The following is a 25311-nucleotide window of genomic DNA, read 5'->3' as shown; positions in this document are numbered from 1 at the left end:
TCCGATGGGCTTCTATGGATCAGGCCCGTTCCATGGCCACTGCTATGCCCTGTCCGACGCCAATACACATTGTGGCCAGCGCCAGCCTGCCGCCGCGCTCCCTGAGTTCCAGGGCGGCGGTTCCGGTGATGCGCGCTCCCGACATGCCGAGTGGATGGCCGAGCGCGATCGCTCCGCCATTCGGGTTCACATGCTCCGAATCCTCGGCGATGCCGAGTTCACGGAGCACGGCAATACCCTGGGAGGCAAAGGCTTCATTGAGTTCGATCACGTCGAAATCTCGCGGCGTGATGCCAATGCGGGCGCAGAGCTTCTTCGTCGCAGGGGTTGGGCCCATACCCATGATGCGCGGCGCGATGCCGGCGGCCGCGCCGCCGAGAACGCGGGCAATCGGCGTCAGGCCATACTTCCTTGCGGCAGCTTCGGAAGCGACGATCAGCGCCGCGGCTCCGTCATTGACGCCGGAGGCGTTGCCGGCCGTAACCGTGCCGCCCTGCCGGAAGGGCGTCGGCAGCTTTGCCAGCGCTTCCAGCGTCGTGCCGGCGCGGGGATGTTCATCCTGGCCGACGACGACCGGATCGCCCTTGCGCTGGGGGATCGTTACTTCGGTGATTTCCTTGCCGAGACGGCCATTCTCCTGAGCGGCTACCGCCTTGTTCTGGCTGCGCACGGCGAAGGCATCCTGGTCGGCGCGGGAGACCGAAAACTCCTCGGCGACGTTCTCGCCGGTTTCGGGCATGGAATCGATACCGTACTGCTGTTTCATCAACGGGTTGACGAAGCGCCAGCCGATCGTCGTGTCGTGGATCTCGGCATTGCGCGAAAACGCCGTTTCTGCCTTCGGCATTACGAACGGCGCTCGAGACATGGATTCGACGCCACCGGCGATCATCAGTTCGGCCTCGCCAGCCCTGATAGCCCGGGCCGCGATGATTACCGCATCCAAGCCCGAGCCACACAGCCGGTTGACGGTCGAACCAGACACCGCTTCCGGTAGTCCGGCCAGGAGCAGCGACATGCGCGCGACGTTACGATTGTCCTCGCCGGCCTGGTTTGCGCAGCCATAGACCACGTCGTCGACGGCCGCCCAGTCGACACTGGCGTTGCGCGCCATCAGTGCCTTCAGCGGAACAGCTCCAAGATCGTCCGTTCGCACCGCCGAAAGCGCTCCGCCGAAGCGGCCGATCGGCGTGCGGATGTAATCGCAGATAAAGGCTTCAGCCATCGTTCGACCCTCTTCTAGCGGCTATCGCATCGCGCTTGTGAGCGGCGTCTGTACGCGCCTTCAGATCGCGAAGCGTGGCGAGTTCGAGTTCGCTCGGCGCCGGCGTCTCTTCGAGCGCCGGAGAGAACTTCACCGTCCAGCCGCAGGTCTCCTGGACCATTTCACGGGTGGCCCCCGGGTGCAACGACACGACTGTGAACTCCTTTGTTTCGGGATCGGGCTTCCAGATGGCGAGGTCGGTGATAAGCAGAGTCGGCCCTGCGGTGTCGATACCCAGGCGCTTGCGGTGATCGCCGCCGTCGCCATGGCCGAAAGATGTGTAGAAGTCGATCCTCTCGACCATGCCGCGCTTGCTCTGCGCCATGGTGATATAGATTTCGCGCGACGAGGTAGCGATCTCGGGCGCGCCGCCGCCGCCCGGCAGACGGGTCTTCGGATGCGCATAGTCGCCGATGACGGTGGTGTTGATGTTGCCGAATTTGTCGAGTTGCGCTGCGCCAAGAAAGCCGATCGAAATGCGCCCGCCCTGCAGCCAGTAGCGGAACATTTCTGGCACCGAGACAGTGGTCACCGCCGTATCGCAAAGCTCGCCGTCGCCGATCGAAAGCGGCAGCACGTCCGGCGCAGTCCCGATTGTGCCGCTCTCGTAAATCAGCGTGATGTCGGGCGCGTGGGTCAACCGCGCCACGTTGCAGGCGGCCGAGGGGGCACCGATGCCGACGAAGCAGACATCGTCGTTCTTCAGCGCGCGCGACGCCGCAATGGTCATCATCTCGTTGGGCGTGAAGCCGGTCATGCCACGCTCCGGAGACTTGCGCCGGCCCTGAGGCCTTCCACGCGCGCGGCGAAATCCTCCGACTTGGCCCGCATCACATTCTCCTCCATCCAGGCGCGGAAGCGGTCGCGATCGGCGGCAATCTCGTCCCATTCGAGATAGGCCGCGTTATCGCGGGCGTAATAGCCGTGCGCGTAGGACGGATGCGAGCCGCCAGGCACGACGGAAATAGCCGAGATCGTCCAGCGTGGCAGGATTGTCAGATTGGGATGCAAGCCGTCGAAATTCTCGACCACCTCCTCGACCGTAACCACCGCGCGTTTGGCGGCGAGCACCGCTTCCTTCTGGATGCCGATTATGCCCTCGACGAGCACGTCGCCGCGCCGGTTGGCCTTCTGGGCGTGGATGAAAGTCACGTCGGGACGAACCGCGGGAACCGCCGCGAGTTGTTCGCCGCTGAACGGACAAGTAATCGGCTTGATGTTCGGATTGACCTTCGCCAGTTCGGCGCCGCGATAGCCGCGGAAGACGGCGCAGGGCAATCCGGCCGCGCCCGCCTCGTAGGCATTGGCCATGGCCGCATGACTGTGCTCCTCGATCTCCAGCGCATTCGGGAAGCCGTTCTCGACCGCATCGCGGACCCGGCGCAGGAGCCCGACGCCAGGATTGCCGGCATAGGAGAAGACAAGCTTTTGCGCCATGCCCATGCCGACCATCTGATCGTAGATCAGATCTGGGGTCATGCGGATCAGGGTGAGATTTCTGAATCCCTGGCGGATCGCCTCATGCGCCGCGGCGGTCGGGATCAGATGCGTAAAGCCTTCGAAAGCGACCTTGTCGCCGTCGCGCAGGTTTTCGGCGACCGCTTGTGCAAGCGGCAGGAACTTCGCCATTTGCATCTCCTCCCCAAACTTCAGATGTTCGTATTGCGAACATTTGTTTCATATGTAATACATTGATACCCGCGCACGCGCAGATGTCAAGCTGTTGCAGCGGGCGCGGACCGCGATCAGGAGGACACATGGCCGAGATGCCACGCGACAATGTCGGTTCGCTCCAGCGCGGCCTTGCCGTGATGGAGATCCTGGCCGCCCATCCCGGCGGCTTGACGCTTACCGAAATGGCTGACAAGGCGGAATTGACGCGCGCCGGCGCGCGCCGTTTCCTGCTGACCCTGGTTTCCGCCGAATACGCCGTCCAAAACGGTCGCCGCTTCAGCCTCTCGCCCCGGCTGCTCTCGGTGGCACGCACCTGGCTGCAGGGCGCATCGCTCTGGTCCTACGCCGAGCCGTTCATGCGGGAAGTGGCGACGCGGCTGAACGAGATCGAGTTCGGCCGCCGTGCTCTCCGGCGAGGACGTGGTTTATGTCGCGCGCGTTCCCGGCAGGCACATACTGAGCGTCGCGCTGCATGTCGGCACCCGACTGCCGGCCTGGTGCACCTCGATGGGACGCGTGCTTCTGTCGGACCTGCCTGCGCCGCAATTGCGGGAATTTCTGGAGAGCGCGAAGATCGAGCGCAACACCCCCAAGAGCATCACCGACCGCACTGCCTTGGCCGCCGAGGTCGAGCGGGTCGCACAGGCCGGTTTTGCGATCGTCGACGAGGAACTGGAAATAGGGTTGCGCTCTATCGCGGTGCCAATCCGCGACCGCTCCCGCAAGATCGTCGCCGCTATCAACGTGTCGACGCAGTCGTCACGTTTTTCGACTGCCGAGATGAAGCGCGAAATCCTGCCGCATCTGCTCGCTGCTGCGCGCAATATTGAAGACTTTTTCATCGTCCAATAAAGCGCTTCATCGCTTGCGGCTCGCCTGTCGGCGATTAATTTGGCCCGGTTCGCAAAAATTTCTGGTGACTGCGAATTAGGCGCTTGCCGCGTCATTAATCATACGTATGATGTTTCCAATGGCTATTTTACGGACCCGGCACCAGGATGCGGTCGACGTGATTGCCGGCTGGATCGTCGGCGGGCGGTTCGCCGCCGATTCCGTGCTGCCCACCGAAGACGAGATTGGCGACGAGCTCGGGGTCAGCCGCACGGTCGTGCGCGAGGCGATGCGCACGCTGGTCGCCAAGGGCATGGTCAATGTGCGCCGGCGTCACGGCACACAGGTGCAGCCGGTCGATTCCTGGAGCCTGTTCGACCCGCAGGTGGTTTCATGGCGGCTGTCGAGCGGCCTGACGCGTGAATTCATAGAGGATCTGATCCACTTCAGGCTCGGCATCGAGCCCTATGCGGCCGGACTAGCTGCTGCCAACCCGGAATTTCCGGGGGAGAAGCTGGATCTATACTTCCGCCGAATGGCGGCCGCGGTGGACGGCGACGGCGACTATCATCAGGCCGATCTGGCGTTCCACGAGACCATATTTCTCGGCTCGGGCAATCAGTTCCTGCGCCAGTTGGCGCCGCTGATGGCGAACACGCTGCGTGTGTCGTTCAGCCTGTCGGTTATCAACATGGATAGCGCGCGGGCTTCGCTGCCTATGCATCGGGCCGTCGCCGACGCTATCATCGGCCGCGATCCGGAGGCAGCCAAGGCTGCGCTCACCGCACTCATTGAATCAGCGCGCGAGGATATTTTCCAGGTGCTGCCGCTTTCCACGGGAGGAACGAATGCTGAAAGGGATCGACTGGCTGGTCCGCGGGCTTGAAGTCTTGCTCGTCATCCTGCTCGCGGGCATGGCGATCATGGTCTTCGGCAACGTCGTGCTGCGCTACGGCTTCAACTCGGGCATCCTCGTTTCCGAGGAGATGTCCCGCTATTTCTTCGTATGGCTGACCTTCATCGGCGCTGTCGTGACCTTCCGCGAAAACGCGCATCTCGGCGTCGAGTCCCTAGTCCAGCGCTTCGGCCGCAATGGCCGGCTCATCTGCATGGTGCTGAGCGACATCATCATCCTTTTGTGCATGGCCGCGTTCTTCTGGGGCACCTGGAAGCAATATCCAATCAATGCCTCGATGACCGCGCCCGTCGTCGGCATTTCGATGAACTGGATTTACGGGATCGGCTTCTTCACCGCGATCGGCATTGGCGGGCTCGTCATCATCCGGCTCGTCCGCACCGTCACCGGCCGGATCACGGAGGATGAGATCAACGCCTTCGCCGGCGAAGGCGCCGAAGCAGCCGCTATCCGGGAGCGCGCCGAATGACCATCGTCGTCTTCCTAGTTTCGCTGCTCGGGTCCATGGCGATCGGCGTGCCGGTGGCATTCGCGCTGATGTTCTGCGGCATCGCGCTGATGACCTATGGCGGCATCTTCGACACGCAGATCGTCTCGCAGCGCATGATCACCGGCGCCGACACCTTCACGCTGCTCGCCATTCCGTTCTTCCTGCTCGCCGGCGAAATCATGAATGCCGGCGGCCTGTCGCGGCGCATCGTCGAATTCGCCATCGCCTGCGTCGGCCACATTCGCGGCGGCCTAGGCATTGTGGCGATCGTCGCTGCCGTCATCATGGCCAGTATCTCGGGTTCGGCCGCGGCCGACACCGCCGCGCTGGCTTCGATCCTGATCCCCATGATGCGCGACGCCGGCTACAACGTGCCGCGCGCCGCCGGCCTGATGGCCGCCGGCGGCGTCATCGCGCCGGTCATCCCGCCATCGATCGCCTACATCATCTTCGGCGTCGCCGCCAATGTCTCCATCACCCAGCTCTTCATCGGAGGCATCGTGCCAGGCCTGATGATGGCGCTGTCGCTGGTCGTCACCTGGATGTTCCTGGCGCACAAGGAAAATGTCGCGATCCTGCCGCGCCAGCCGATGTCGGTAAAACTCAAGGCGACCGGCCGCGCCGGCTGGGCGCTGTTCATGCCGGTGATCGTGCTCGGCGGCATCCGCTTCGGCATCTTCACGCCGACCGAGGCGGCGGTCGTCGCTGCCGTTTACGCCCTTTTCGTCGGCATGTTCATCTATCGCGAACTGAAATTCCGCGACCTCTACGGCGTATTCCTCACCGCCGCCAAGACGACGTCGGTCGTGATGTTCCTGGTCGCCGCCGCGCTGGTCTCGGCCTGGCTCATCACCTCGGCCAACATACCGGCCGAAATCGGTGGCTTCATCGAGCCGCTGGTCGACCGGCCGAAGCTCCTGCTCGCTGCAATCATGGTGCTGGTGCTGATCGTCGGCACGGCGCTCGATCTCGCGCCGACGATCCTGATCCTGACGCCCGTCCTGATGCCGATCATTCGCGAAGCCGGCATAGATCCGGTCTATTTCGGCGTCCTGTTCGTCATGAACAACTGCATCGGCCTGCTCACGCCGCCGGTCGGCATCGTCCTCAACGTGGTGAGCGGCGTCGCCAAAATTCCGCTCGGCCAGGTTATCGTCGGCGTCTGGCCATTTTTGCTGGCTCAGACAATCGTCATGTTCCTGCTCGTCATGTTCCCAGAGCTCGTTCTCGTGCCGCTCGCCTTGCTCCGCTAGGAGCTGGGCCGCACGTGTCTTTCGAGAAGAAGAAGTCGAAGTCCACCAACGGAGGAAACCAAATGACATCGATGATTACAAAAACCCTGACGCTAGCGCTCTGCGCCAGCGTCTATTCGGGAGCGGCGCTGGCCGAATTCCAGGATCGCACCATTCGCGTCTCCAACGGCGTCGCCGAGGAACATCCCGTCGGCGACGGCGTCGAGGCCATGACCGCCTGCCTCACCGAAAAGTCCGGCGGCAAGATGAAGCTCAACGCGTTCTGGAGCGGCGCGCTCGGCGGCGATCTCGACGCCACCCAGGCGCTGCGCTCCGGCACACAGGAAATGGTGGTCACCTCGACCTCGCCGCTGGTCGGAATCGCGCCGGCGCTCGGCGTGTTCGACCTGCCCTTCCTGTTCAACGACGAGAAAGAGGCCGACGCCATTCTCGACGGCGAATTCGGCAAGTACATTTCCGACCAGATGCCGGGCTTCGGCCTCGTCAACCTCGCCTATTGGGAGAACGGCTTCCGCAATCTCACCAATTCGCAGCGCGCCGTGGCCGGGGTGGAGGACATCAAGGGTCTGAAGGTCCGGGTGATGCAAAACAACATCTTCCTCGATTCCTTCCAGAACCTCGGCGCCAATGCCGTACCGATGGCCTTCGGCGAAGTGTTCACCGCGCTCGAAACCGGCGCCATCGACGGCCAGGAAAACCCGGTAGTGACCATCGACACCTCGAAATTCTCCGAGGTGCAGGACCATCTCACTTTGTCGCGCCACGCCTATACGCCGTTCATGGTGCTCTACTCGAAGCCTCTCTGGGACCAGTTGGCTGCCGACGAGCAGGCGGCGCTTCAGGAATGCGCTGTCGTCGGGCGTGACGTCCAGCGCAAGGCCAGCCGCGAACTCGGCGAAAAATCGCTGGCCAACGTCAAGGAAGCGGGCATGGAGGTGACCGAGCTTACACCTGAGGCGCAGGCCCAGATGCGCGAGGCGGTGAAGCCGGTCTATGAAAAGCACGCCGCGACGATCGGCCAGGAGGTCGTCGACAAGATGATGGCCGACCTCAAGAAACTACGCGGCGAATAGCTGCATCTGCCATCTGAAACTTTCGGGCGGCGGCACAGTTCGCCGCCCGTTTTCTGCAGGGTTGCTCCATGAAGATCACATCCGTCGAAACCGTCCGGCTGGGCGAATTCGCCAACATCATCTGGGTCCGCATCCACACCGATGAAGGCCTGACCGGGCTCGGCGAGACTTTCATGGGCGCCGCCGCCGTCGAGGCCTATATCCACGAGACTGTCGCGCCGAAGCTGATCGGCCGCGACCCGCTGCAGATCGAGGCGATCAACCGCGATCTGATCGGCTATCTCGGCTGGCGCGGCGCGGGCGTCGAGACGCGCGGCAATTCAGCAGTCGACATTGCGCTTTGGGATCTTTTCGGGCAGGCGCTCGGCGTTCCGATCAGCGTCGCGCTCGGCGGTAAAAGCCGCGATTCGATCCGCACCTACAACACCTGCGCCGGCTACAAATATGTCCGCGACGCTCGCGCCCAAGCGGTCGAGAACTGGGGCGTCGGCGCAACCGAGGGCCCGTATGAGGATCTCGACGGCTTCCTGAATCGCGCCGACGAACTGGCGCATTCCCTGCTGGAGCAGGGCATCACCGGTATGAAGATCTGGCCGTTCGACATCGCCGCCGAACGCACCGGCGGCCTCGACATCTCCGCCGAGGAACTCCGCACCGCGCTGAAGCCGTTCGAGAAGATCCGCTCGGCCGTCGGCGACCGCATCGACATCATGGTCGAGTTCCACTCGCTGTGGCAGCTTCCCGCCGCGCAGCGTATCGCGCGCGCGCTCCAGCCCTTCGACACCTACTGGCACGAAGACCCGGTGCGGATGGATTCGCTGGAGACGCTGAAAGCCTATGCTCCGCATTCGAAGGCGATGATCTGCGCCTCCGAGACGCTCGCCTATCCGCATGCATTCCGCGACTATCTCGCGACCGGCGTCGCGGGCGTGGCGATGCTCGACCTATCCTGGTGCGGCGGCCTGTCGGAAGCCCGCAAGATTGCCGGCATGGCGGAAGCGCACCACATTCCCGTCGCCCCTCACGACTGCACCGGACCGGTCGTGTTCATGGCGTCGTGCCATTTCTCGCTGCACGCTCGCAACGCGTTGATCCAGGAATCCGTCCGCGCCTTCTATACCGGCTGGTACACCGAACTGGTCACCGAACTGCCGCGCGTGAAGAACGGCCAGATCAGCCTTGGCGACGCACCGGGCCTTGGCCTCACGCTTCTGCCGGGACTGACCGAGCGCGCGGATGCCATCGTGCGAACCAGCAATTCCTGAGAACCAAAAGATGACCGTGGAAGCACTGCCGGCCCATCCAAGCGCCTCTCGCTCGACGCAGCTAGGCATCGCCGTGATGCTGGCCGGCATCCTCCTGTTCTCGCTCAACGATGTGATGGGCAAATGGCTGGTCGCGACCTACAGCGTCGGCCAGGTGCTTTTGATCCGCAGCGCGGCGGCGCTGCTGATCCTGTCGCCATTCATCTGGAAGGCGGGTGTTCGCTCGCTGGTCAGTGTCGAACAGCCCCGCATGCAGGTGCTGCGCGTCATCCTGTCATCGCTCGAAGTCTACTGCTTCTATTTTGCGGTGATCTACCTGCCGCTCGCGGACGTGATGACCTACTGGCTGGCGGCGCCGATCTACGTTGCAGCGCTTTCGCCCTTCCTGCTCGGCGAGCATGTCGGCTGGCGGCGCTGGACCGCGATCTTCATCGGCTTCGTCGGTGTCATCGTGGCGCTGGAGCCGTCCGCCGCCACGCTGACCGCTCCAGCGCTGATCTCGATCTTCGGCAGCTTCGCCTTCGCCTTCATGATGCTGTCGGGCCGCTCGTTGCGCGCCACGCCGGACACGACGCTGGTCTTCTGGCAGACGATCGGCGCAGGCCTGTTCGGGCTCGCCACCGCACCGTTCGGCTGGGTGACGCCCAGTGCGCCGGATTTCGCCCTGCTCGCCCTGCTCGGTGTCGTCGCGATGGTCGCGCATGTCTGCGTCAACCGCGCGCTGAAGCTCGCCGACGCCGCGACCGTCGCGCCGTTCCAGTACACGCTGCTTCTATGGGCGGTGATTTTCGGCTGGCTGGTCTTCGGCGACATTCCGCGTCCGGCCATGCTGGCGGGCGCTGCGATCATCGTGGCGGCTGGCCTGTTCATCTTCTTCCGCGAGCAGCGCGTAAAAAGGAAGCGCCGCCAAAGGGTAAGTTGGCCGCTCGATCAGGCCGGGAATGCTTCGTCTAAGCCGCTTCGGCAATCCCGTCTTCAACGATGACCAGATTGCGGCCGCCGTTCTTGGCCTCGTAGAGCCGCTTGTCGGCGGCGCGCATCAGGTCGGACACGCTTGCTTCGGCCGCACAATTGGCACCGCCTATGCTGACAGTCAGCGGGATCGTCCGCTCGTCGATCGGGCGGAAGCGGATCAATTCGACCTCGCGGCGGATGCGCTCGGCGACACGCTCGGTTTCCTTCGCCGTAGCGCCAACTAGGAAGACCCCGAATTCCTCGCCGCCGATCCGGCCGAGCACGTCGCCGCCGCGGACGCCGCGGGTGATGGCCGCCGCGATCTCGAGCAGAGCCCGGTCGCCCGTCAGATGGCCGAAACTGTCGTTGATCTTCTTGAAATGGTCGGCGTCGATAATCAGCAGCGCGCCGCGATCCGACTTGCGTCGCGATCGATCGAGAGCCGCGAAGAAGCTTTCGCGGTTGAGCATCCCGGTCATGTCGTCACGGCTCGCCTTTTCGGCCAGGCGGCGATGCGCCGCGGCAAGCTGCGCGTGCGCGCGGGCGAGTTCGCGATGCGCCTGCTTCAGCCTGTCGCTTTGCCAGAAGGTGAAGGCGCTGGCCGGCCACGCCGTCGCCAGCGGGCACAGGATGCACATCAGGATGGCTGTCCCGTCCACCGTGCCGCCAAGTGCTGGAACGGTCCCCGAAACAATCAGCACCGAGACGGCGGCGGCCAGAAGCGCCACGATTGCCGATCTCACGATAACGCTGGTCATCCGCCGCCTCCGCCCAGGCAGCTTCAATGCCGCAAAGCGCTGAAGGTCTCCTTTCCGCCATAGCTAAAATTTGAGCCATCGCGGCATTTGCACCACCATCGGTTGCGACAGAGCGGCCAGGCGACCGGCTTCCAAAAGTCTCGATGTTTGCGTAAGGAACCCTATGACCGAGCTTCCGGATTCCGCGCGCTTCGCCCATGTCACCGACTGGGTGTTCGACCTCGACAACACGCTCTACCCGCACCACACCAATCTGTTCTCGCAGATCGATCAGAAGATGACGGCCTATGTGTCGGAGTTGCTGACGCTGCCGCGCGAGGAAGCGCGAAAGCTGCAGAAGGAGCTTTATCAAGAATACGGGACGACCCTGTCGGGCCTAATGCAGCGCCACAAGATCGACCCCGACGACTTCCTCAACAAGGTCCACGACATCGACTATTCCTGGCTGGTGCCCGACCCGGTGCTGGGCGTCGCGATCAAGCAGTTGCCGGGCCGCAAGTTCATCTTCACCAATGGCGACCGCGGCCACGCCGAGCGCACCGCGCGGCAGCTCGGCATACTTGATCATTTCGACGACATCTTCGACATCGTCGCGGCCGGCCTGACCCCGAAGCCGGCGCAGCAGACATATGACAAATTCCTGGAACTCCACCAGATCGCCGGGCGCAATGCCGTGATGTTCGAGGATCTGGCGCGCAATCTCATCGTGCCCAAGGCGCTCGGCATGCTGACCGTGCTGATCGTGCCGAAGAATTTCGAGCCGACGTTCTCCGAAATCTGGGAACGCGATCCGGCTTTCGACGATGCGGTTGATTTCGTGACCGACGATCTCGCCAGCTTCCTCAACACGCTGATCCAGGATCCCAAGGCTTGAAACGCTTCACGTCGGTCGAAGCACGGATCGACGCCGCAGCCCATGGCGTGCTCGACCGGCTTCCGGCGCGCGGCCTTTACGGTGCATTGGTCGAGTTCCTGGTGTTCGGCCTGAAACAGGCATGGGCCTGCCTGTTCGGCGGCGCAATGCTGGCCCTGATCATCGCGACGCGATTGTTCTGGCCGGATGACGCAAGCATCGAACGCTACGATTTCCTGTTTCTCGCCGCTCTGGCAATCCAGATCGGCATGCTGGGCTTCAAACTCGAAACGCTCGCCGAAGCCAAAGTGATCCTGATCTTTCACGTCGTCGGCACCGCGATGGAGCTGTTCAAGACATCGGCCGGCTCCTGGATCTATCCTGAGGAGAGCCTGTTTCGGATCGGCGGCGTGCCCCTGTTTTCAGGCTTCATGTATGCTGCGGTGGGTTCCTATCTCGCCCGCATCTCGCGAATTTTCGACATGCGCTACGCCGCTTATCCGCCGCTCTGGGCGACAGCCGTTCTGGCGGTCGCGATCTACGTTAATTTCTTTGCTCACCACTATGTCGTCGACATTCGCTACTGGCTGTTTGCCGCGACGGCGATCCTCTATTTCCGCACGGTCGTTCACTACCGCGTCTTCCGTGTCCGCCACAAAATGCCGCTGCTGGTCGGCTTCCTGCTGGTCGCGCTGTTCATCTGGTTCGCAGAGAATATTGGCACATGGTCCCGTGCGTGGATTTATCCGGGACAGCGGGACGCTTGGACGCCGGTATCGATCCAGAAGCTAGGCTCCTGGTATCTTCTGATGATCATCTCCTTCGTGCTGGTGACGTTCGTCCATCGGCCGAGGCCGGCCGAGGCCGAGTTGGCCGCCAGACCGCAAGCGGCGGAATAGGCGCGGGACTCTCCAGGCCTTGCGGCTGCCGCGCTTGATGTTCGAGCGGACGACCGCGCGTTTCAGCGCGTCTTCGGTCTCGCTGTCGTCGAGGCCGCGATCGGTTCGCGATATACCTAGCCCGTCATTGCCGCGAACGCTGTCCTCCAGCCGCCGCTCCAGCCGCTCGATGCGCTTCTCCAGCGCGTCGCTCGCCGGCCGGTCGACCGCCGGCTTTCCGGCTTCGGCCGCGCGTCGTTTGGCGGTCATTTCGTCGATCGGTTTCGTCGTGCGGGCCATCGGCGTCCTCCCCTGTGCATAGGCGAAGTTAACACCGAAGCCCGCACGACGTTCCCGTATCAGTGGTTCGAATGATCCTCGCCGCCGGCGGCCGCCTTGACCGGCAGCGTCAGCTCGACCTTGCCGGCTTTCTCGAACTCCAGCGTCAGCGGCACGATCCCGCCCGCCTCGAAGCGCGCGGCCACCTCCATGAACATCAGGTGCAGGCCGCCGGGCTTCAGTTCGACCGTGGCGCCGGCCGGAATGTCCAGCCCGCCGGTCACCGGCCGCATCACCATCACGCCGTCCACCACCTCCATCGAATGGACCTCGGCCCTGCCTGCAACGGCCGAGGTGATCGACACGAGGCGGTCGGGCTCGCTGCCCTTGTTGGAAATGGTCATATAGCCGCCGCCGGCCGGCTGGCCGGGCAGCATCGCGCGCGCCCACTGGCCGGTGATTTCGAGATTTCCGATCGTGACTGCCGCATCAGCCGGTGCGCCATGTCCTTCATGGCCATTGCCGGCCGCAGCAATCTTCAGAATCGGCGCCGGATATTCAAGCGAATGCGGATCCTGGCCTTCGGCCGGCTCCTCGATCCACGCAACCTCGCCATCGGCGCAAAGCTGCGTTGCCTTGAAGAACAGCATCTGCCCGACCTCGACGCCGGCCAGCGTGCCGCTGACCGTGAATTCGTCGTAGAAATCGTCAGGCAGATCACCACCGCTCCAGGTCACTTCGGTGACGCCGGAAGCGACCTCCTCGCCGTGCAGGTCGTATTTCCTGGCATAGTCGCCCTTGACCGTCGCGACCGTCCAGCCTGGCTTCGGCATCGGCTTCACGCCGATATATCCCTCGGGGATTTGCAGGCGCACCGTATGGGTCGCCTGCCCGTCGCAGCCGTGGGGGATTTTAAGGACCGCCTTGTATGAGCCCGGCGAGGCTTCGCGCCTTTCGAGCGAGGCGTGGGCGTGGGCGGTGATGATCGAGATGGCCGTCAGCGCACAGGCTGCGGCAAGCGGCATGAGAATTCGGCGCATGGTGTTTCCTTTCGCGTCCAAAACAGATTTTCTCCCGCGCGCAGGGCGCAAGAGCATTCTTGTTTCAGGCGGAAAGCGGCGGGGCGCGGATGGCCGGCGGAGGTTCATTCAGACGGCCCGGCGGGTTCTCCGTCTTGAGCCAATGCGGGAACTGGCCGGCATAGGCCGGCGGCGCGGCGAAGGCGGGCTCGGAACCCGCTGAAAGCTTTGGCGGGGCATCCATGCCGGCGCAGGGGCCGCCGATGCAGGTCGGGCAATCGTCTGCGGCTCCCGGAGGCGGCAAAGCGCCATCTGCGGCCTGGGACTTGGCCTCGCCGAACATAGTGCAGATCACCCAGGCCTTGGCGGTGTTTGCGGCATTCGCCTCGGCCAGCGGCTGGAAAAGATGTGCGAAGAGAACCAGCGTCGCGGCCGCGGCAAACAGCGCGCGGTCGCGCCGCAGCGTCTGAAACCAAACCAGCGATGTCCTATGGCCTGCCATGGCAATTGCTTAACGGAATCGCCGGCGTCCCGCTACCGCGCCGCTCTGCGGCATGGCGGCGCTATGCTTGTTTTGCCGAATGATCTTGGCCGAAAGTGAGATGCAACTCCCGTAGCGTCAGTTTGGCGGAGATGTGACGCTCGCCGCCGGCTTCATCGTGATCCAGCCAGTTGTGGGATGTATCAGTTCGCGGCCGGAACGGGGCAGCTCATGTCCCCCTCCTCGCAATTCAGGTAACCCTCGAAATCTTTGACGCGGGACTGCGCCAAGCCGTCCATGCACTGCGCGACGAGCATTGGCATCATGCTTCCTCCGGCCGCTTCTGCAGTCTGGAAACTGCACTCGGCGTCGCGAAATTTGACCCAATCGCGCTGGGCTTGAATGAGAAGCTTCTTGGTATCCGCATCGTCCTTCAGGCGCGTTTCGATCTGCTTATAAAGCTCGTTGAGCTTCTTGTCGGATTTCTTGAACGCAACATCGGCGCACTCGTTCAGTGCAAGCTGATCCTTGGCGTCGTCGTAGCACTTGTCCTGAGCGAATGCCAAAGCCGGCATAGCCAGAACCGTGGCAGCAGTGAGTATCGCGGTTTTCATCGATCGTCCTCCGTTTAGAAATCCACGGGCTAGGTTCGCCCCGCCAATGGTACCGTCTCCGGCGATCATCACCGTCATTCCGTAACTGTCTCGGCAAAACACTTTGCCAGATCTTGCGGCGCTCCGAGTTTCTCTGCCCAGGATACCAGTTCAGGTTTTTCCGACGGATCGGCGTAGCCGCCCCATACCTCGCGAAAATGCTTCTTTCCGTTGACTGTCTGGAAGAACATCATGCCGTCATCGCTCACGGGCGTGGAGACGTAAGCGGCACTCCAGTCCCCGCTCTCCATGATCGTGCTAAATTCCACCTGTGCAGACTTGACCTTGTTCTCCATCGCCGACGCGACGAGAGGGGCATATTCCTGCTTGCGCGCCGTCGTCACTTCGACCTTTACACCGCCGCAGTCGTGCTTTGCGGCGAAGGCAGACGTCAGAGTAATCCCCAGCCCCGCCAGGCTGATCATGACGAGTTTGGCAGGTCGACGGATAAGGCTGTTGAATTCAGGCATGAGTGGCTATTCCTTTCCTTATCGCAGGACCCATCACTCAGAATCATCGTCGTCCGACGAACTGTCATTGTCCGACGAACCGTCGTCGTCGGGCGTATCGACCTCGCAACCGATGCCTCGGCATCCTTGGTAGTTGCCCTGTGTATCGAAGTTGGGATTGCCTTCGCTATCGTATTGCGGTCTGTCGTCGACGGTTTGATCGTCATCATCAGGATCGTCGACTTCACAACCTACCCCACGGCACCCGATATAGCGGCCCCGCGCATCGAAATTGGGATTGCCATTCCTGTCGAATTGCGGCCTGTCGTCGATGACGCTTCGCCGCCTTTCATCTGGCCTATCCACCAGGCAGCCCGTTCCGCGACAGCCATCATAATCATCGGTGGTGCAGCCGGCGATCGTCAGCAAAGCAGCGGCCAGGATCGCATAGATTGCGAAGTTCATGGTTTAATCCCTGACTGGCTTCCGCGGTGGATTCTTCATCAGATCCATAGTCAGACGTGGCAAAACGTTCTTGGGCGAGCCGCCTCAACCAATCTCGATGCCCTTTCCGTTCATTCATTCGGTCCGCCCACCCACGCGCGCCAGCATGCCTGCTGACACGCCAAGGTTGCACATGAATGGAACCTCTGGCAAGGCATAAAAAGACGTTGCCTTAATTTAGATTATACTAATATCAGATGTTAGACAACAATGATAGGATAGAATCTGATATCATAGGCGGCTAACTAAATAAACTTATCATTTACTGAAGTAAAATTGCTTCGTTTCCCGTGAACCCTTCAAATTTAATCTTGTTCTTTTGACTTCCATTTGCGAAATCAAACTTAGCGTCAGCGAATAACCTGCTCAACATCATTCGCTGGTGTCGAGTTATCCTGTAAGTCATTCCAACAGAAAAGGCTTTTTGGCGCGACGAGAACGAGGCTAAAGGCTTCGAATCTAAGGAAAAACCCAATGGCGGAGTCTTAGTCAGTTCAATCGAGTTGACGCCAGAGAAGGCGTGAGGTTCCGGCGCTACCCAAGTTGATAATTCATTGCCTTTTGTGTTGTTGCTCTTGTGGCCGCAAGTTACAGCCAACGCTCTTTGGAGCGAGGCTAACTGTCGGTTAGAAGTCCTTGGCGGACCTTAGAGCCTGAATCAAAAAGGATGTTTTGATATCAAGCTCTTGCGAGCCTGCGTGTGAGCAGGCGAATGTGGGCGACGTATAACCAGGCTTCTGCGGAGGCGATGGATTTCTCCCAGTCCTTAGCCAGCCTGCGGCATCGCCCCAGCCATGCGAATGTGCGCTCCACGACCCAGCGGCGCGGCAGGACCTCGAAGCCTTTGGCTTTGTCCGTCCGCTTGACGATCTCCAGGGTGAACGTGCCGATCTTTTGCATCGCGCCCTTAAGCTTCGGCCCGGCATAGCCGCCGTCGGCGAAGACGTGTCGCAGCCACGGCCAGCGTTCGAGAATGGTCTTGAGGGCAGCCGGTGCGCCGTCCCGGTCCTGGATATCGGCGGCATGGACGACGAGACCGACCATCAGCCCGATGGTGTCGACAACGATGTGACGCTTGCGCCCGTTGATCTTCTTTCCTGCGTCGAAGCCCCGAATTCCGCCGCTTTCCGTGGTCTTGACCGATTGGCTGTCGATCACGCCCGCCGTCGGACTCGCTTCCCGACCCTCGGCCTCGCGCGCCGCCATGACGAGGCTGTTGCTGATGGTCCGCAACAGGCCCTCCTCACGCCAGCGATAGAAGTACTTCTGCACCGTTGAAAAGGGTGGGAAGTCTTTCGGCAGCAATCGCCACGCGCCGCCCGACGAGGCGAGGTAAAGAAGTGCGTTCACGACCTCGCGCAGGTCCGTCTTGCGCGGCCGGCCGATGCGGTTCGCCGACGGCATCATCGGCGCAATCAGCGCCCACTCCGCATCGGTCAGATCGCTTGCGTAACGGGCGCAACGCCGCTCATAATGCGCACGGGTGATTTCAGTCCAGGCCATCGTGATCTCCATCAGAATCTCGCAAATCCGACGGAATCACAACCTGCTGAAATCACTCAACTCTTTTTGGAACGGACACTAAGGCTTGGGATCATGCCTAGAGTTCATAAAACTTGCCGATGATCTGCCAGGCCTCGTCGGCCGTATCGACGAAGTCGATGATGTCCTGGTCGCCGGGCGTGATCGTGCCCTGCTCGGCCAGGAAATCGAGGTCGATGGCGCGCTGCCAGAACGCCTTGCCGAACAGGATCACCGGCACTCGCTCCATGCGGCCGGTCTGGATGAGAGTCAGCGTCTCGAAGAACTCGTCCATGGTGCCGAAGCCGCCCGGAAACACCGCGACGGCTTTGGCGCGCATGACGAAGTGCATCTTGCGGATCGCGAAATAGTGGAAGTTAAAGCAAAGCTCCGGCGTCACATAGGCGTTGGGCGCCTGCTCGTGCGGCAAGACGATGTTGAGCCCGATCGATGGGGCGCCGACATCGTCGGCGCCGCGGTTGCCTGCCTCCATCACGCCCGGCCCGCCGCCCGTCACCACGACGAATTCGCGATAGTAGGACAGCGCCGAATGCTGCGAGCACAGCCGCGCAAATTTGCGCGCCTCCTCGTAATAGACGCTGTTCTTTTCCAGGTTGCGCTTCTGCCTCTCGTCCTTGGCCGCCCAGGCCTCGCCGCCCGGCTCGGGAATGCGCGCGCCGCCGAAAAGGATCACGGTGGAGAGGATGCCGCGCTCGGCGAGTATCATTTCGGGTTTCAGCAGTTCGAGTTGCAGCCTGACCGGGCGCAATTCGCGCCTAGTCATGAACTCCTCGTCATTCCAGGCCAACCGGTAGGTCGCGGCGCGGGTCTGCGGCGTGTCCGGCACGCTCCGAGAGCGCTCCAGATCCTCGTCCGCGTGCGGCAGCGGCGTCCATCCCGCCTTTTCCGTCGGATTCATATGCTTCCCCGTCCACATTCTGCCCGCCTGCGCCGTCCCGTGACGCTGGGCGTGATTGACCCGATACATCCCTCTGACATAGGGTCCGCGCGATTTTAAACCACGTTAACGACAGCGCCCTTAACAGCACGTGTAGCGGAGCATTTCATGTCCAAGCCCGATCTGGCCAGCCTCGAAAAGATCATCGAAAAGGCATTCGACGAGCGCGAGGCCATTTCGACGGGAACGCGCGGTGAAATCCGTGAGGCCATCGAGACCTCGCTCGACCTGCTCGACCGCGGCCAGGTACGCGTTGCCGAGCGCCAGCCGGACGGCGAATGGCGGGTCAATCAATGGCTGAAGAAGGCGGTGCTCCTGTCCTTCCGCATCAACCCGATGGAGATCGTCAAGGGCGGTCCGGGCGACGCGGTCTGGTGGGACAAGGTGCCGTCGAAATTCTCCGGCTGGGGCGCGGTCGATTTCGAGAAAGCCGGCTTCCGCGCCGTGCCCTCGGCTGTAGTGCGCCGTTCGGCCTACATCGCGCCCGGTGCGGTGCTGATGCCGTCCTTCGTCAATCTCGGCGCCTATGTGGATACGGGCACCATGGTCGATACGTGGGCCTCGGTCGGCTCCTGCGCCCAGATCGGCAAGAACGTGCACCTGTCGGGCGGCGTCGGCATTGGCGGCGTGCTGGAGCCCATGCAGGCCGGGCCGACCATCATCGAGGACAATTGCTTCATCGGCGCGCGCTCGGAGGTCGTCGAGGGCTGCATCGTGCGCGAGGGCTCGGTGCTCGGCATGGGCGTGTTCATCGGCAAGTCGACCAAGATCGTCGACCGCGCTACGGGCGAGATCAGCTATGGCGAGGTTCCGGCAAATTCGGTGGTCGTGGCCGGCGCGCTGCCGGGAAAACCCTTCCCCAACGGTCAGCCCGGCCCGAGCCTGTACTGCGCCGTCATCGTCAAGCGCGTCGACGCCCAGACCCGCTCCAAGACCTCGATCAACGAGCTTTTGAGAGATTGATCTTTCCCTGAAACCGAAGCAACCTCCGCGGGCGCGAAGTCCAGCGCGTTCCAAACCACATCAGGAGGGGTGACATGGACTGGAAATGGCTTCTCACCAGCTTTGACGGCCGCATCAACCGGGCCAAATTCTGGGCCGGGATCGGCGTGCTGGTCTTGCTCGGCATCGTGGCTACCGTGATCGATATCATAATCGGTTCGTCGATCGATGTCGGCGGCGGCGCCCAGATGGGCATCGTCAGCATTCTCGCGTCGCTGGCGTCCATCTATTTGGCGCTGGCGGTCTACGCCAAACGCTGGCATGACCGCGACAAATCGGGCTGGTGGTCGCTCATAGCCATCGTGCCCTTCATCGGCGCCATCTGGATACTCGTCGAGCTCGGCATGCTCGAAGGCAACAGAGGCGCCAACCAGTACGGACCGGACCCACTTGCCTGACCGCGATCAGCTTTTCTGGCTTTTCTTCCGCTTCTCGGGCCGCGTCAGCCGCGCGGCCTATTTTCTTGCGGGAATGCTTCTGGCGATCGTCCAGGCTTTCCTGCTCTACCGGTTCACGCTGGTTCCGCAGGGCAGCACCGAAGGGCAGCTCTGGGCGATGGCGTTCTGGGCGGTGGTGCTGGTCTCGATCTGGTCGAACGTCGCGCTCGGCGTCAAGCGCCTGCACGATATCGACAGGCCGGGCATCATCGCCGCTTCGCTGTTCATACCGGTCATATCCATCATTGCCTTCCTGGTGCTGTGCATCTTTCCCGGAACGCCCGGCCCGAACCGCTACGGCGCGGCGACCAACCAGCCGAAATAAGCTAGTTCAGGACGGACGAAACATGTCCTACCGCACACTAGACCCGGTGCTCATCATAGAAACAGCCGAGCGGCTGGAGGAGCGCATCGCCGACCGCTTCCCCAATTCAGGCTTGCGCAAGGTTTCGGCCGGGCTGGTTCACTTGTCCCGCGACCTGGCCAAGGCAGCCAAGGAACTGGAGCGGCCGATCTGGTGGGTCCGCATCCTGATCGGCCTGGCTATCGCCGTTGGCGCTTCCGTCTTCCTGTTTGTCGGGACCTTCCTGTCCTTCGACCGCATCTCCACCGGCGCATTCGACTTCGTGCAGGGCATCGAGGCTTCGCTCAACACACTGCTGCTCGCGGGCCTCGGCTTTCTGGCCTTGGTGCGGGCAGAGGAGCGCATCAAGCGCAAGCGGGTGTTTCGCGAACTGCACGGGCTGCGTTCGCTCATCCACGTCATCGACATGCATCAATTGACCAAGGATCCGGCCACGCTGTCGGCCGGCTTCACGCCGACCGAGCACTCGCCGGTGCGTGAACTCGACGCCGCCGATCTTGCCCGCTATCTCGATTACTGCTCCGAAATGCTTTCGATCTCGGGAAAGCTCGCCGCGCTTTTTGCCCAATCAGTGAATGACGAGGTGGTCGTCGACGCCGTCAACGACGTTGAAAGCCTCGGCTCCAACCTGTCGCGCAAGATCTGGCAGAAGATCATGATGATCGAGCAATCCGGCGGCCGCACGAGGGGCTGATGGTGCGCGGCCTTGATCTGGATCTTGAGCAATTCATCCGGGCGAACCTGCCGATCGCCCCGGTTCCGGCCGTCCCCGAAATCCGTCTCCACAAGGCTGGTCCGGCGAGCGGTCTGCGCCGTCTTGCCGAACTGGATGAGCATGGTTTCGGCTCGCCCTACTGGGCTTATTACTGGGGCGGTGGACTGGCGCTCGCGCGGCACATTCTCGATCGGCCGGAAATTGTGGCAGGCCGACGCGTGCTCGACCTTGGCGCCGGTTCCGGTATCGTAGGCATCGCCGCGGCAAAGGCCGGCGCGAGCGAGGTGATCGCGGCGGAAACGGATCGCTACGCGGTGGCAGCAATCGAACTGAACGCCGCTGCAAACGGCGTGACTATCTCGACGGTCCTTAACGATCTGACCGCCGGTCCGCCGCCTCCCGTGGACGTTGTCGCCGTCGGCGATCTTTTCTACGCACGCGATCTCGCCGAACGCGTCACGGCTTTTCTCGATCGCTGCCTGGAAGCGGGCATCGACGTGCTGATCGGCGATCCGTGGCGGGCCTTTCTGCCCCGCTCGCGGCTTCAGCTGATTGCCGAATATCCGGTGTTGGAATTCGGCGAGGCTGGCAATGCTGCAGCAAAGCCAAGCGCCGTCTTCTCGCTCATGCCGCAAGGACGCGCTGCTGGCCCAGCCGCCGCCGCGTGACAGGGGCGGAAGTTTGCAGTATCCCGCTTGTCATGAAACTGCCGGACGATCCCGCCGAAAATCTCGCAACCCTGATCCGCTGCCCGTCGGTCACGCCGGCCGAGGGCGGCGCGCTCTCCGTCCTTGCCGCCATGCTGAGACCGCTCGGCTTTTCGGTCGAGCGGCCGAGCTTTTCCGAAAGCGGCACGCCGGATATCGAGAACCTTTACGCCAGGCTGTCCGGCAATGGTCCGCATCTGATGTTTGCCGGGCACACCGACGTCGTGCCGGCCGGCGACGATTCGGCGTGGACGCAGCCGCCTTTTTCCGGCGAAATCCGCAATGGCGAGATGTATGGCCGCGGCGCGGTGGACATGAAGGGCGGCATCGCCTGCTTTGTCGCCGCCCTTGCGCGGCACATCGAAAAGCATGGCAACCCAAAGGGCTCCGTGTCGCTGCTGATCACCGGCGACGAGGAAGGCCCGGCGATCAACGGCACTGTGAAGCTGCTCGACTGGGCTGCCTCTCGGGGCGAGAAGTGGGACGCCGCGATCGTCGGCGAGCCTACCAATCCGGACGCGCTCGGCGACATGATCAAGATCGGCCGCCGCGGATCGCTGTCGGGCTCGGTCACGGTGCACGGCCGGCAGGGTCACGTCGCCTATCCGCATCTGGCCGACAACCCGGTGCGCGGGCTGATGACGCTGGTCGATGCGCTGATTGAGCCGCCTTTCGATGCCGGCACCGCCGATTTCCAGCCGACCAACCTCGAAATCACCTCGATCGATGTCGGGAACCCGGCCGTGAACGTCATCCCGGCCAAGGCGACCGCAACGTTCAATATCCGCTTCAATGACACGTGGACCGCCGAGACCGTCCAGGCCGAGATCCACAACCGGCTCGATACAGCCAGCCGCCGCAAAAAGTACCGCAAGGGCCGACGCGAGCCGATCGAGTACGATCTCGCCTGGCGCGACCGTCCGAGCCACGTCTTTCTCACCCGCGACGACAAGCTGATCGAGACGCTGAGCGGATCGGTAAGGGCCGTGACGGGCAGAACGCCGGCGCTTTCCACCTCGGGCGGCACGTCCGACGCGCGCTTCATCAAGGATTTCTGCCCGGTCGTCGAGTTCGGCCTGGTAGGCAAGACCATGCACATGGTCGACGAGCGCGTCGCGGTCACCGACCTCGAAACGCTGACGCAGATCTATTCCCGCTTCATCAAAGACTGGTTCGGCTGAGCGCGAAATGCCGAGCGCAGCCGAAATCCAGCGATATCTGACCGGCGCATGGCGGCTGATGACGGGCAAGCCCGACGGGCTGCTCATGCTCGACATCTCGGCAGACGGTTTCTGGAACTCCTTCTTCGCCATCGTCGTCGCCCTGCCGCCGCTTTTTGTCGGCTGGATCGGCATGGCCAACGAAATCACCGCGGAACCGGCAGCCGGCAGTCGGCTCTCGGTCCTGCTGCGGCTGGCCGCGATCGATCTCAGCGCCTGGGTTCTACCGCTCGCGGCGCTCGCGCTCGCAGCGCCCTTGGCCGGCATCGGCGCCCGCTTCGTCCACTATGTCGTCGCCAGCAACTGGGGCTCGGCGCTGATCATCTGGCTTATGCTGCCAGCCGCCCTGCTCAGGCTGATTTCGCCGTCCTCATCCGACTTGGCGTCGCTGCTGTCGATCGGCCTGTTCGGCCTTTCCATGGTGCTGACGTGGCGGCTGACCAATGTCGTCATCGGCAGGGGCCCTGCAATCGGCACGGCAGTGTTTGCAGGCATGTTCATCGCCTCGCTCGCTGTGCTCTTCCTACTGCAGGCGGCGCTTGGAATCTATATTCCCGGATAGCGGACGCCGGTCAAATAAAGCCCTTCCGGCGGAGCCACCGCCCCGCACGCCGCGCGATTTTTCGCCTCAAGCGCGGCTTTCACATCGCCTGGCGTCCAGCCACCCTCGCCGACGCGCTTCAGCGAGCCGACCATGGAGCGCACCTGGTTGTGCAGAAAGGACCGAGCCGCGGCGCGAATCTCGATCAGTTCGCCGGAGCGCCTGACGTCCAGCCGCTCCAGCGTCCGCACCGGGCTGCTCGCCTGGCACTGCACGGAGCGGAACGTGGTGAAGTCGTGGCGACCGACCAGCATGAGCGCTGCTTCCTGCATGGCTTCGACGTCAAGCTGCTTCGGCACCCACCACGCCCGGTTCTTCTCCAGCGCCGCCGGCGCGCGCCGGTTAATGATGCGGTAGAGATACTCCCTGCCGGTCGCCGAGAAGCGCGCGTCGAAATCGTCCGGAACGGGTCTCGCCGCCAGCACCGCCACGGCTTCGCCGGCCATCTGCAGATGCGCGTTGATGGCGTCGCGAACCGTGTCGGCCGGCCATTGCTTGGTCAGGTCGGCATGCGCCACCTGGCCGGTGGCATGAACGCCGGCGTCGGTACGGCCGGCGCCGCGCAGCGCTATCTCGTCGCCGCAGAAACTTTTGATCGCCTGCTCGATCGCCGCTTGTACCGAATGCGGCCCGTCCTGCCGCTGCCACCCGGCATAGGTGCTGCCATCATACTCGATGTCGAGGCGGTAGCGCGGCATCAAGCGGCAAGAGCAGACCCGAAGGCCGATGCATAGACCAGGCTTCCCGTCTCAGGAGCGGCCTCTTCCCAGGCCAGCGCCTGCAGCGCCTCGCCCTGATACTCGCTTTCGAACTTCGCGGCGCGCTCATGCGAATAGCCGAAGCGGCCGTAATAGGCGGGATCGCCCAGAACCACGGAGAGTTTTTCGCCGGCAGCCTTGAGCTTGAGGTGCGCCTCGCGGATCAGCGCGCCACCGATGCCGGCGCCATGGAAGGCGGGTTCGACGGCAAGCGGCGCCAGCGCGACGGCGGGAAAATTCTTGCCGCCCTTCGACACGAAGAGTCGCGAAAACAGGATATGACCAACGACCTGGCCGTCATCTTCCGCCACGAGCTCGATGATCGCGTCGCCATCGCTGACCAAAGCGTCGACCAGCCCGGCCTCCAGCTTCTGGCCGAAAGCGTGCTCCTCGACGAGGCGGATCGCGTCGCGATCCCTCGGCGTTGCCGTTCTGATCGACATCATGCTCATGACAATTTCATTCCTTTTCTTGTTTTTGCGCCGTGCAGAAACTGCTCGGCGGAGACAGGCTTGCCGCCCGCCCGTTGAATTTCTCTCAGCCGGATCGCCCCCTCGCCGCAGGCTACCGTAAGCCCGTCGTCGAGAATTTCGCCCGGCTCGCCGTGCCCATCGGCGAGAGTTGAGCGAAGCAGTTTCAGCCGCTCAACCTTGCCGGCGATCTCCGCTTCACACCACGCCCCGGGAAAGGGCGAGAGGCCGCGAATATGGTTGTGGACCTGCCGGTTTGCACGCGTCCAATCGACGCGCGTTTCCGCTTTATCGATTTTACGCGCATAAGTCACGCCTTCGGCCGCCTGCGGCCGCAGCGTCAGTTCGCCCCGTTCCAACCCTGACATAGCCTTGACCATCAAGTCGGCGCCGATCGCCATCAGGCGGTCGTGCAACTCGCCGGCGATCATGTCCGATGCGATCGCGGCGTGTTCGGCCAGCGCAACCGGGCCGGTATCCAGCCCTTCGTCCATTTTCATGATCATCATGCCGGTTTCCCGGTCGCCGGCCATGACGGCGCGCTGGATCGGCGCGGCGCCTCGCCAGCGCGGCAGCAGCGAGGCATGGCCGTTCCAGCAGCCGAGCCTCGTGCCTTCCAGAATGGCTTTCGGCAGAAGCAGGCCGTAGGCGACCACCACTGCAGCGTCCGCCTCGAGCGCGGCAAATTCCGCCTGCTCCGCTTCGCCCTTGAGCGAAACCGGCGTGCGCACCACAAGCCCCAGCCTTTCGGCCTCGCGCTGCACCGGCGACGGCGTCAGGTCGAGTCCGCGCCTTCCTGCCGGCCGCGGCGGCTGGGTGTAGACGGCAGCGATCTCGTGCCCGGCCTCGGCAAGCGCCCGAAGCGTCGGCACGGAAAAATCCGGCGTTCCCATGAAGATGATGCGAAGCGGCATATATTTCCCGTTTGGCGGCGTGGCGTGATGCGCGTGTTTTACACGCCTGT

30 protein-coding genes and 1 pseudogene are annotated in these 25311 nt (G+C 62.9%); 16 read left to right on the top strand and 15 right to left on the bottom strand.

All coding sequences use genetic code 11. The annotated features are described in order from the left end of the window. Nucleotides 1-19: 19 nt before the first annotated feature. Genes pcaF through ACG873_RS28395 form a run of 3 tightly spaced genes read right to left on the bottom strand, consistent with a single transcriptional unit; the run spans nucleotide 20 to nucleotide 2893 of the window. Complete coding sequence (pcaF, locus tag ACG873_RS28405; RefSeq protein ID WP_394889139.1) at nucleotides 20-1225, bottom strand: 3-oxoadipyl-CoA thiolase; 1206 nt, start codon at nucleotides 1223-1225, stop codon at nucleotides 20-22. Further along, a complete protein-coding gene (locus ACG873_RS28400) occupies nucleotides 1218-2021 on the bottom strand; it encodes a CoA-transferase subunit beta (RefSeq protein WP_394889138.1) in 804 nt (267 codons plus the stop codon). The genes pcaF and ACG873_RS28400 overlap by 8 nt, the downstream gene beginning before the upstream one ends. Further along, a complete protein-coding gene (locus ACG873_RS28395; protein ID WP_394889137.1) occupies nucleotides 2018-2893 on the bottom strand; it encodes a CoA transferase subunit A in 876 nt (291 codons plus the stop codon). The genes ACG873_RS28400 and ACG873_RS28395 overlap by 4 nt, the downstream gene beginning before the upstream one ends. Before the next feature lie 128 nt (nucleotides 2894-3021). Between ACG873_RS28395 and ACG873_RS28390 the strand changes: the two are divergent. The 7 genes and pseudogenes from ACG873_RS28390 (at nucleotide 3022) to ACG873_RS28360 (ending at nucleotide 9751) form a co-directional block, all read left to right on the top strand. Beyond that, nucleotides 3022-3790: pseudogene (locus tag ACG873_RS28390) on the top strand (IclR family transcriptional regulator domain-containing protein). Nucleotides 3791-3908: 118 nt separating this feature from the next. Further along, complete coding sequence (locus ACG873_RS28385) at nucleotides 3909-4655, top strand: FadR/GntR family transcriptional regulator (RefSeq protein ID WP_394889136.1); 747 nt, start codon at nucleotides 3909-3911, stop codon at nucleotides 4653-4655. After that, nucleotides 4618-5154, top strand: coding sequence for a TRAP transporter small permease (locus ACG873_RS28380; RefSeq protein WP_394889135.1), 537 nt, complete (start codon nucleotides 4618-4620; stop codon nucleotides 5152-5154). Before ACG873_RS28385 ends, ACG873_RS28380 begins: the two co-directional genes overlap by 38 nt. Then, nucleotides 5151-6428 carry a TRAP transporter large permease gene (locus ACG873_RS28375; RefSeq protein ID WP_394889133.1) on the top strand — a complete coding sequence of 426 codons (1278 nt, stop codon included), beginning with the start codon at nucleotides 5151-5153 and terminating at the stop codon, nucleotides 6426-6428. The genes ACG873_RS28380 and ACG873_RS28375 overlap by 4 nt, the downstream gene beginning before the upstream one ends. A 62-nt stretch (nucleotides 6429-6490) precedes the next feature. Next, nucleotides 6491-7501 (top strand): TRAP transporter substrate-binding protein, encoded by a 1011-nt coding sequence (locus ACG873_RS28370; RefSeq protein ID WP_394889131.1) that lies wholly within the window; start codon nucleotides 6491-6493, stop codon nucleotides 7499-7501. A gap of 68 nt (nucleotides 7502-7569) precedes the next feature. Continuing rightward, a complete protein-coding gene (locus ACG873_RS28365; RefSeq protein ID WP_394889130.1) occupies nucleotides 7570-8766 on the top strand; it encodes a mandelate racemase/muconate lactonizing enzyme family protein in 1197 nt (398 codons plus the stop codon). Between the two features lie 10 nt (nucleotides 8767-8776). Further along, a complete protein-coding gene (locus ACG873_RS28360; RefSeq protein WP_394889128.1) occupies nucleotides 8777-9751 on the top strand; it encodes a DMT family transporter in 975 nt (324 codons plus the stop codon). Here ACG873_RS28360 and ACG873_RS28355 read toward each other — a convergent pair. Next, complete coding sequence (locus ACG873_RS28355; protein WP_394889127.1) at nucleotides 9717-10478, bottom strand: GGDEF domain-containing protein; 762 nt, start codon at nucleotides 10476-10478, stop codon at nucleotides 9717-9719. The two genes, ACG873_RS28360 and ACG873_RS28355, sit on opposite strands and share 35 nt — an antisense overlap. 163 nt (nucleotides 10479-10641) lie before the next feature. Between ACG873_RS28355 and ACG873_RS28350 the strand changes: the two genes are divergently transcribed. Both ACG873_RS28350 and ACG873_RS28345 read left to right on the top strand, forming a co-directional pair. Then, nucleotides 10642-11352: a pyrimidine 5'-nucleotidase gene (locus tag ACG873_RS28350; RefSeq protein WP_394889126.1), complete on the top strand. Its 711-nt coding sequence runs from the start codon at nucleotides 10642-10644 to the stop codon at nucleotides 11350-11352. Further along, entirely contained in the window at nucleotides 11349-12230 is an 882-nt protein-coding gene (locus ACG873_RS28345; RefSeq protein WP_394889125.1) for a DUF817 domain-containing protein, read from the top strand. Before ACG873_RS28350 ends, ACG873_RS28345 begins: the two co-directional genes overlap by 4 nt. On the opposite strand, the gene ACG873_RS28340 is transcribed toward ACG873_RS28345, so the two are convergent. From ACG873_RS28340 to ACG873_RS28305, 8 genes are all read right to left on the bottom strand, one after another. Further along, the gene (locus tag ACG873_RS28340) at nucleotides 12120-12509 is read right to left on the bottom strand and encodes a hypothetical protein (protein ID WP_394889124.1); all 390 of its coding nucleotides are present in this window, start codon (nucleotides 12507-12509) and stop codon (nucleotides 12120-12122) included. The two genes, ACG873_RS28345 and ACG873_RS28340, sit on opposite strands and share 111 nt — an antisense overlap. A 59-nt stretch (nucleotides 12510-12568) precedes the next feature. Beyond that, entirely contained in the window at nucleotides 12569-13528 is a 960-nt protein-coding gene (locus ACG873_RS28335; protein WP_394889123.1) for a DUF1775 domain-containing protein, read from the bottom strand. A 64-nt stretch (nucleotides 13529-13592) separates the two neighbouring features. Continuing rightward, nucleotides 13593-14009, bottom strand: a complete 417-nt coding sequence (locus ACG873_RS28330) for a hypothetical protein (RefSeq protein WP_394889121.1) — start codon at nucleotides 14007-14009, stop codon at nucleotides 13593-13595. 182 nt (nucleotides 14010-14191) lie between these two features. Further along, nucleotides 14192-14602 carry a lysozyme inhibitor LprI family protein gene (locus ACG873_RS28325; RefSeq protein WP_394893749.1) on the bottom strand — a complete coding sequence of 137 codons (411 nt, stop codon included), beginning with the start codon at nucleotides 14600-14602 and terminating at the stop codon, nucleotides 14192-14194. Between the two features lie 74 nt (nucleotides 14603-14676). After that, nucleotides 14677-15111 (bottom strand): hypothetical protein, encoded by a 435-nt coding sequence (locus ACG873_RS28320; protein ID WP_394889120.1) that lies wholly within the window; start codon nucleotides 15109-15111, stop codon nucleotides 14677-14679. Between the two features lie 33 nt (nucleotides 15112-15144). Beyond that, nucleotides 15145-15555 carry a hypothetical protein gene (locus tag ACG873_RS28315; protein ID WP_394889119.1) on the bottom strand — a complete coding sequence of 137 codons (411 nt, stop codon included), beginning with the start codon at nucleotides 15553-15555 and terminating at the stop codon, nucleotides 15145-15147. A 717-nt stretch (nucleotides 15556-16272) separates the two neighbouring features. Next, nucleotides 16273-17097: an IS5 family transposase gene (locus ACG873_RS28310; RefSeq protein ID WP_394885740.1), complete on the bottom strand. Its 825-nt coding sequence runs from the start codon at nucleotides 17095-17097 to the stop codon at nucleotides 16273-16275. Between the two features lie 97 nt (nucleotides 17098-17194). Further along, a complete protein-coding gene (locus tag ACG873_RS28305) occupies nucleotides 17195-18034 on the bottom strand; it encodes an LOG family protein (protein ID WP_394889117.1) in 840 nt (279 codons plus the stop codon). 147 nt (nucleotides 18035-18181) lie between these two features. On the opposite strand from ACG873_RS28305, the gene dapD reads away from it, so the two are divergent. The 7 genes from dapD (at nucleotide 18182) to ACG873_RS28270 (ending at nucleotide 23080) form a co-directional block, all read left to right on the top strand. Further along, complete coding sequence (dapD, locus tag ACG873_RS28300; protein ID WP_394889116.1) at nucleotides 18182-19036, top strand: 2,3,4,5-tetrahydropyridine-2,6-dicarboxylate N-succinyltransferase; 855 nt, start codon at nucleotides 18182-18184, stop codon at nucleotides 19034-19036. Between the two features lie 74 nt (nucleotides 19037-19110). Further along, the gene (locus tag ACG873_RS28295; protein WP_394889115.1) at nucleotides 19111-19473 is read left to right on the top strand and encodes a DUF805 domain-containing protein; all 363 of its coding nucleotides are present in this window, start codon (nucleotides 19111-19113) and stop codon (nucleotides 19471-19473) included. Beyond that, nucleotides 19466-19837 carry a DUF805 domain-containing protein gene (locus ACG873_RS28290; RefSeq protein ID WP_394889113.1) on the top strand — a complete coding sequence of 124 codons (372 nt, stop codon included), beginning with the start codon at nucleotides 19466-19468 and terminating at the stop codon, nucleotides 19835-19837. Before ACG873_RS28295 ends, ACG873_RS28290 begins: the two co-directional genes overlap by 8 nt. 22 nt (nucleotides 19838-19859) lie before the next feature. Then, on the top strand, nucleotides 19860-20570 hold the full coding sequence (locus ACG873_RS28285; protein WP_394889112.1) for a hypothetical protein: 711 nt from the start codon (nucleotides 19860-19862) through the stop codon (nucleotides 20568-20570). Further along, nucleotides 20570-21259 (top strand): class I SAM-dependent methyltransferase, encoded by a 690-nt coding sequence (locus ACG873_RS28280; RefSeq protein ID WP_394889111.1) that lies wholly within the window; start codon nucleotides 20570-20572, stop codon nucleotides 21257-21259. The genes ACG873_RS28285 and ACG873_RS28280 overlap by 1 nt, the downstream gene beginning before the upstream one ends. A gap of 32 nt (nucleotides 21260-21291) precedes the next feature. Next, entirely contained in the window at nucleotides 21292-22479 is a 1188-nt protein-coding gene (gene dapE, locus ACG873_RS28275) for a succinyl-diaminopimelate desuccinylase (RefSeq protein ID WP_394889110.1), read from the top strand. Between the two features lie 7 nt (nucleotides 22480-22486). Continuing rightward, nucleotides 22487-23080: a transporter gene (locus ACG873_RS28270; protein ID WP_394889109.1), complete on the top strand. Its 594-nt coding sequence runs from the start codon at nucleotides 22487-22489 to the stop codon at nucleotides 23078-23080. On the opposite strand, the gene truA is transcribed toward ACG873_RS28270, so the two are convergent. Genes truA through fmt form a run of 3 tightly spaced genes read right to left on the bottom strand, consistent with a single transcriptional unit; the run spans nucleotide 23065 to nucleotide 25261 of the window. Then, nucleotides 23065-23817, bottom strand: coding sequence for a tRNA pseudouridine(38-40) synthase TruA (gene truA, locus ACG873_RS28265; protein WP_394889107.1), 753 nt, complete (start codon nucleotides 23815-23817; stop codon nucleotides 23065-23067). The genes ACG873_RS28270 and truA overlap by 16 nt on opposite strands. After that, entirely contained in the window at nucleotides 23817-24329 is a 513-nt protein-coding gene (locus ACG873_RS28260) for a GNAT family N-acetyltransferase (RefSeq protein WP_394889106.1), read from the bottom strand. The genes truA and ACG873_RS28260 overlap by 1 nt, the downstream gene beginning before the upstream one ends. Then, nucleotides 24326-25261: a methionyl-tRNA formyltransferase gene (gene fmt, locus ACG873_RS28255; RefSeq protein WP_394889105.1), complete on the bottom strand. Its 936-nt coding sequence runs from the start codon at nucleotides 25259-25261 to the stop codon at nucleotides 24326-24328. Before fmt ends, ACG873_RS28260 begins: the two co-directional genes overlap by 4 nt. Nucleotides 25262-25311 lie beyond the last annotated feature (50 nt).

The organism is Allomesorhizobium aridi (assembly GCF_043769475.1).
Lineage (GTDB): Bacteria > Pseudomonadota > Alphaproteobacteria > Rhizobiales > Rhizobiaceae > Allomesorhizobium.
This window is presented reverse-complemented; position numbering and strand designations above follow the sequence as displayed.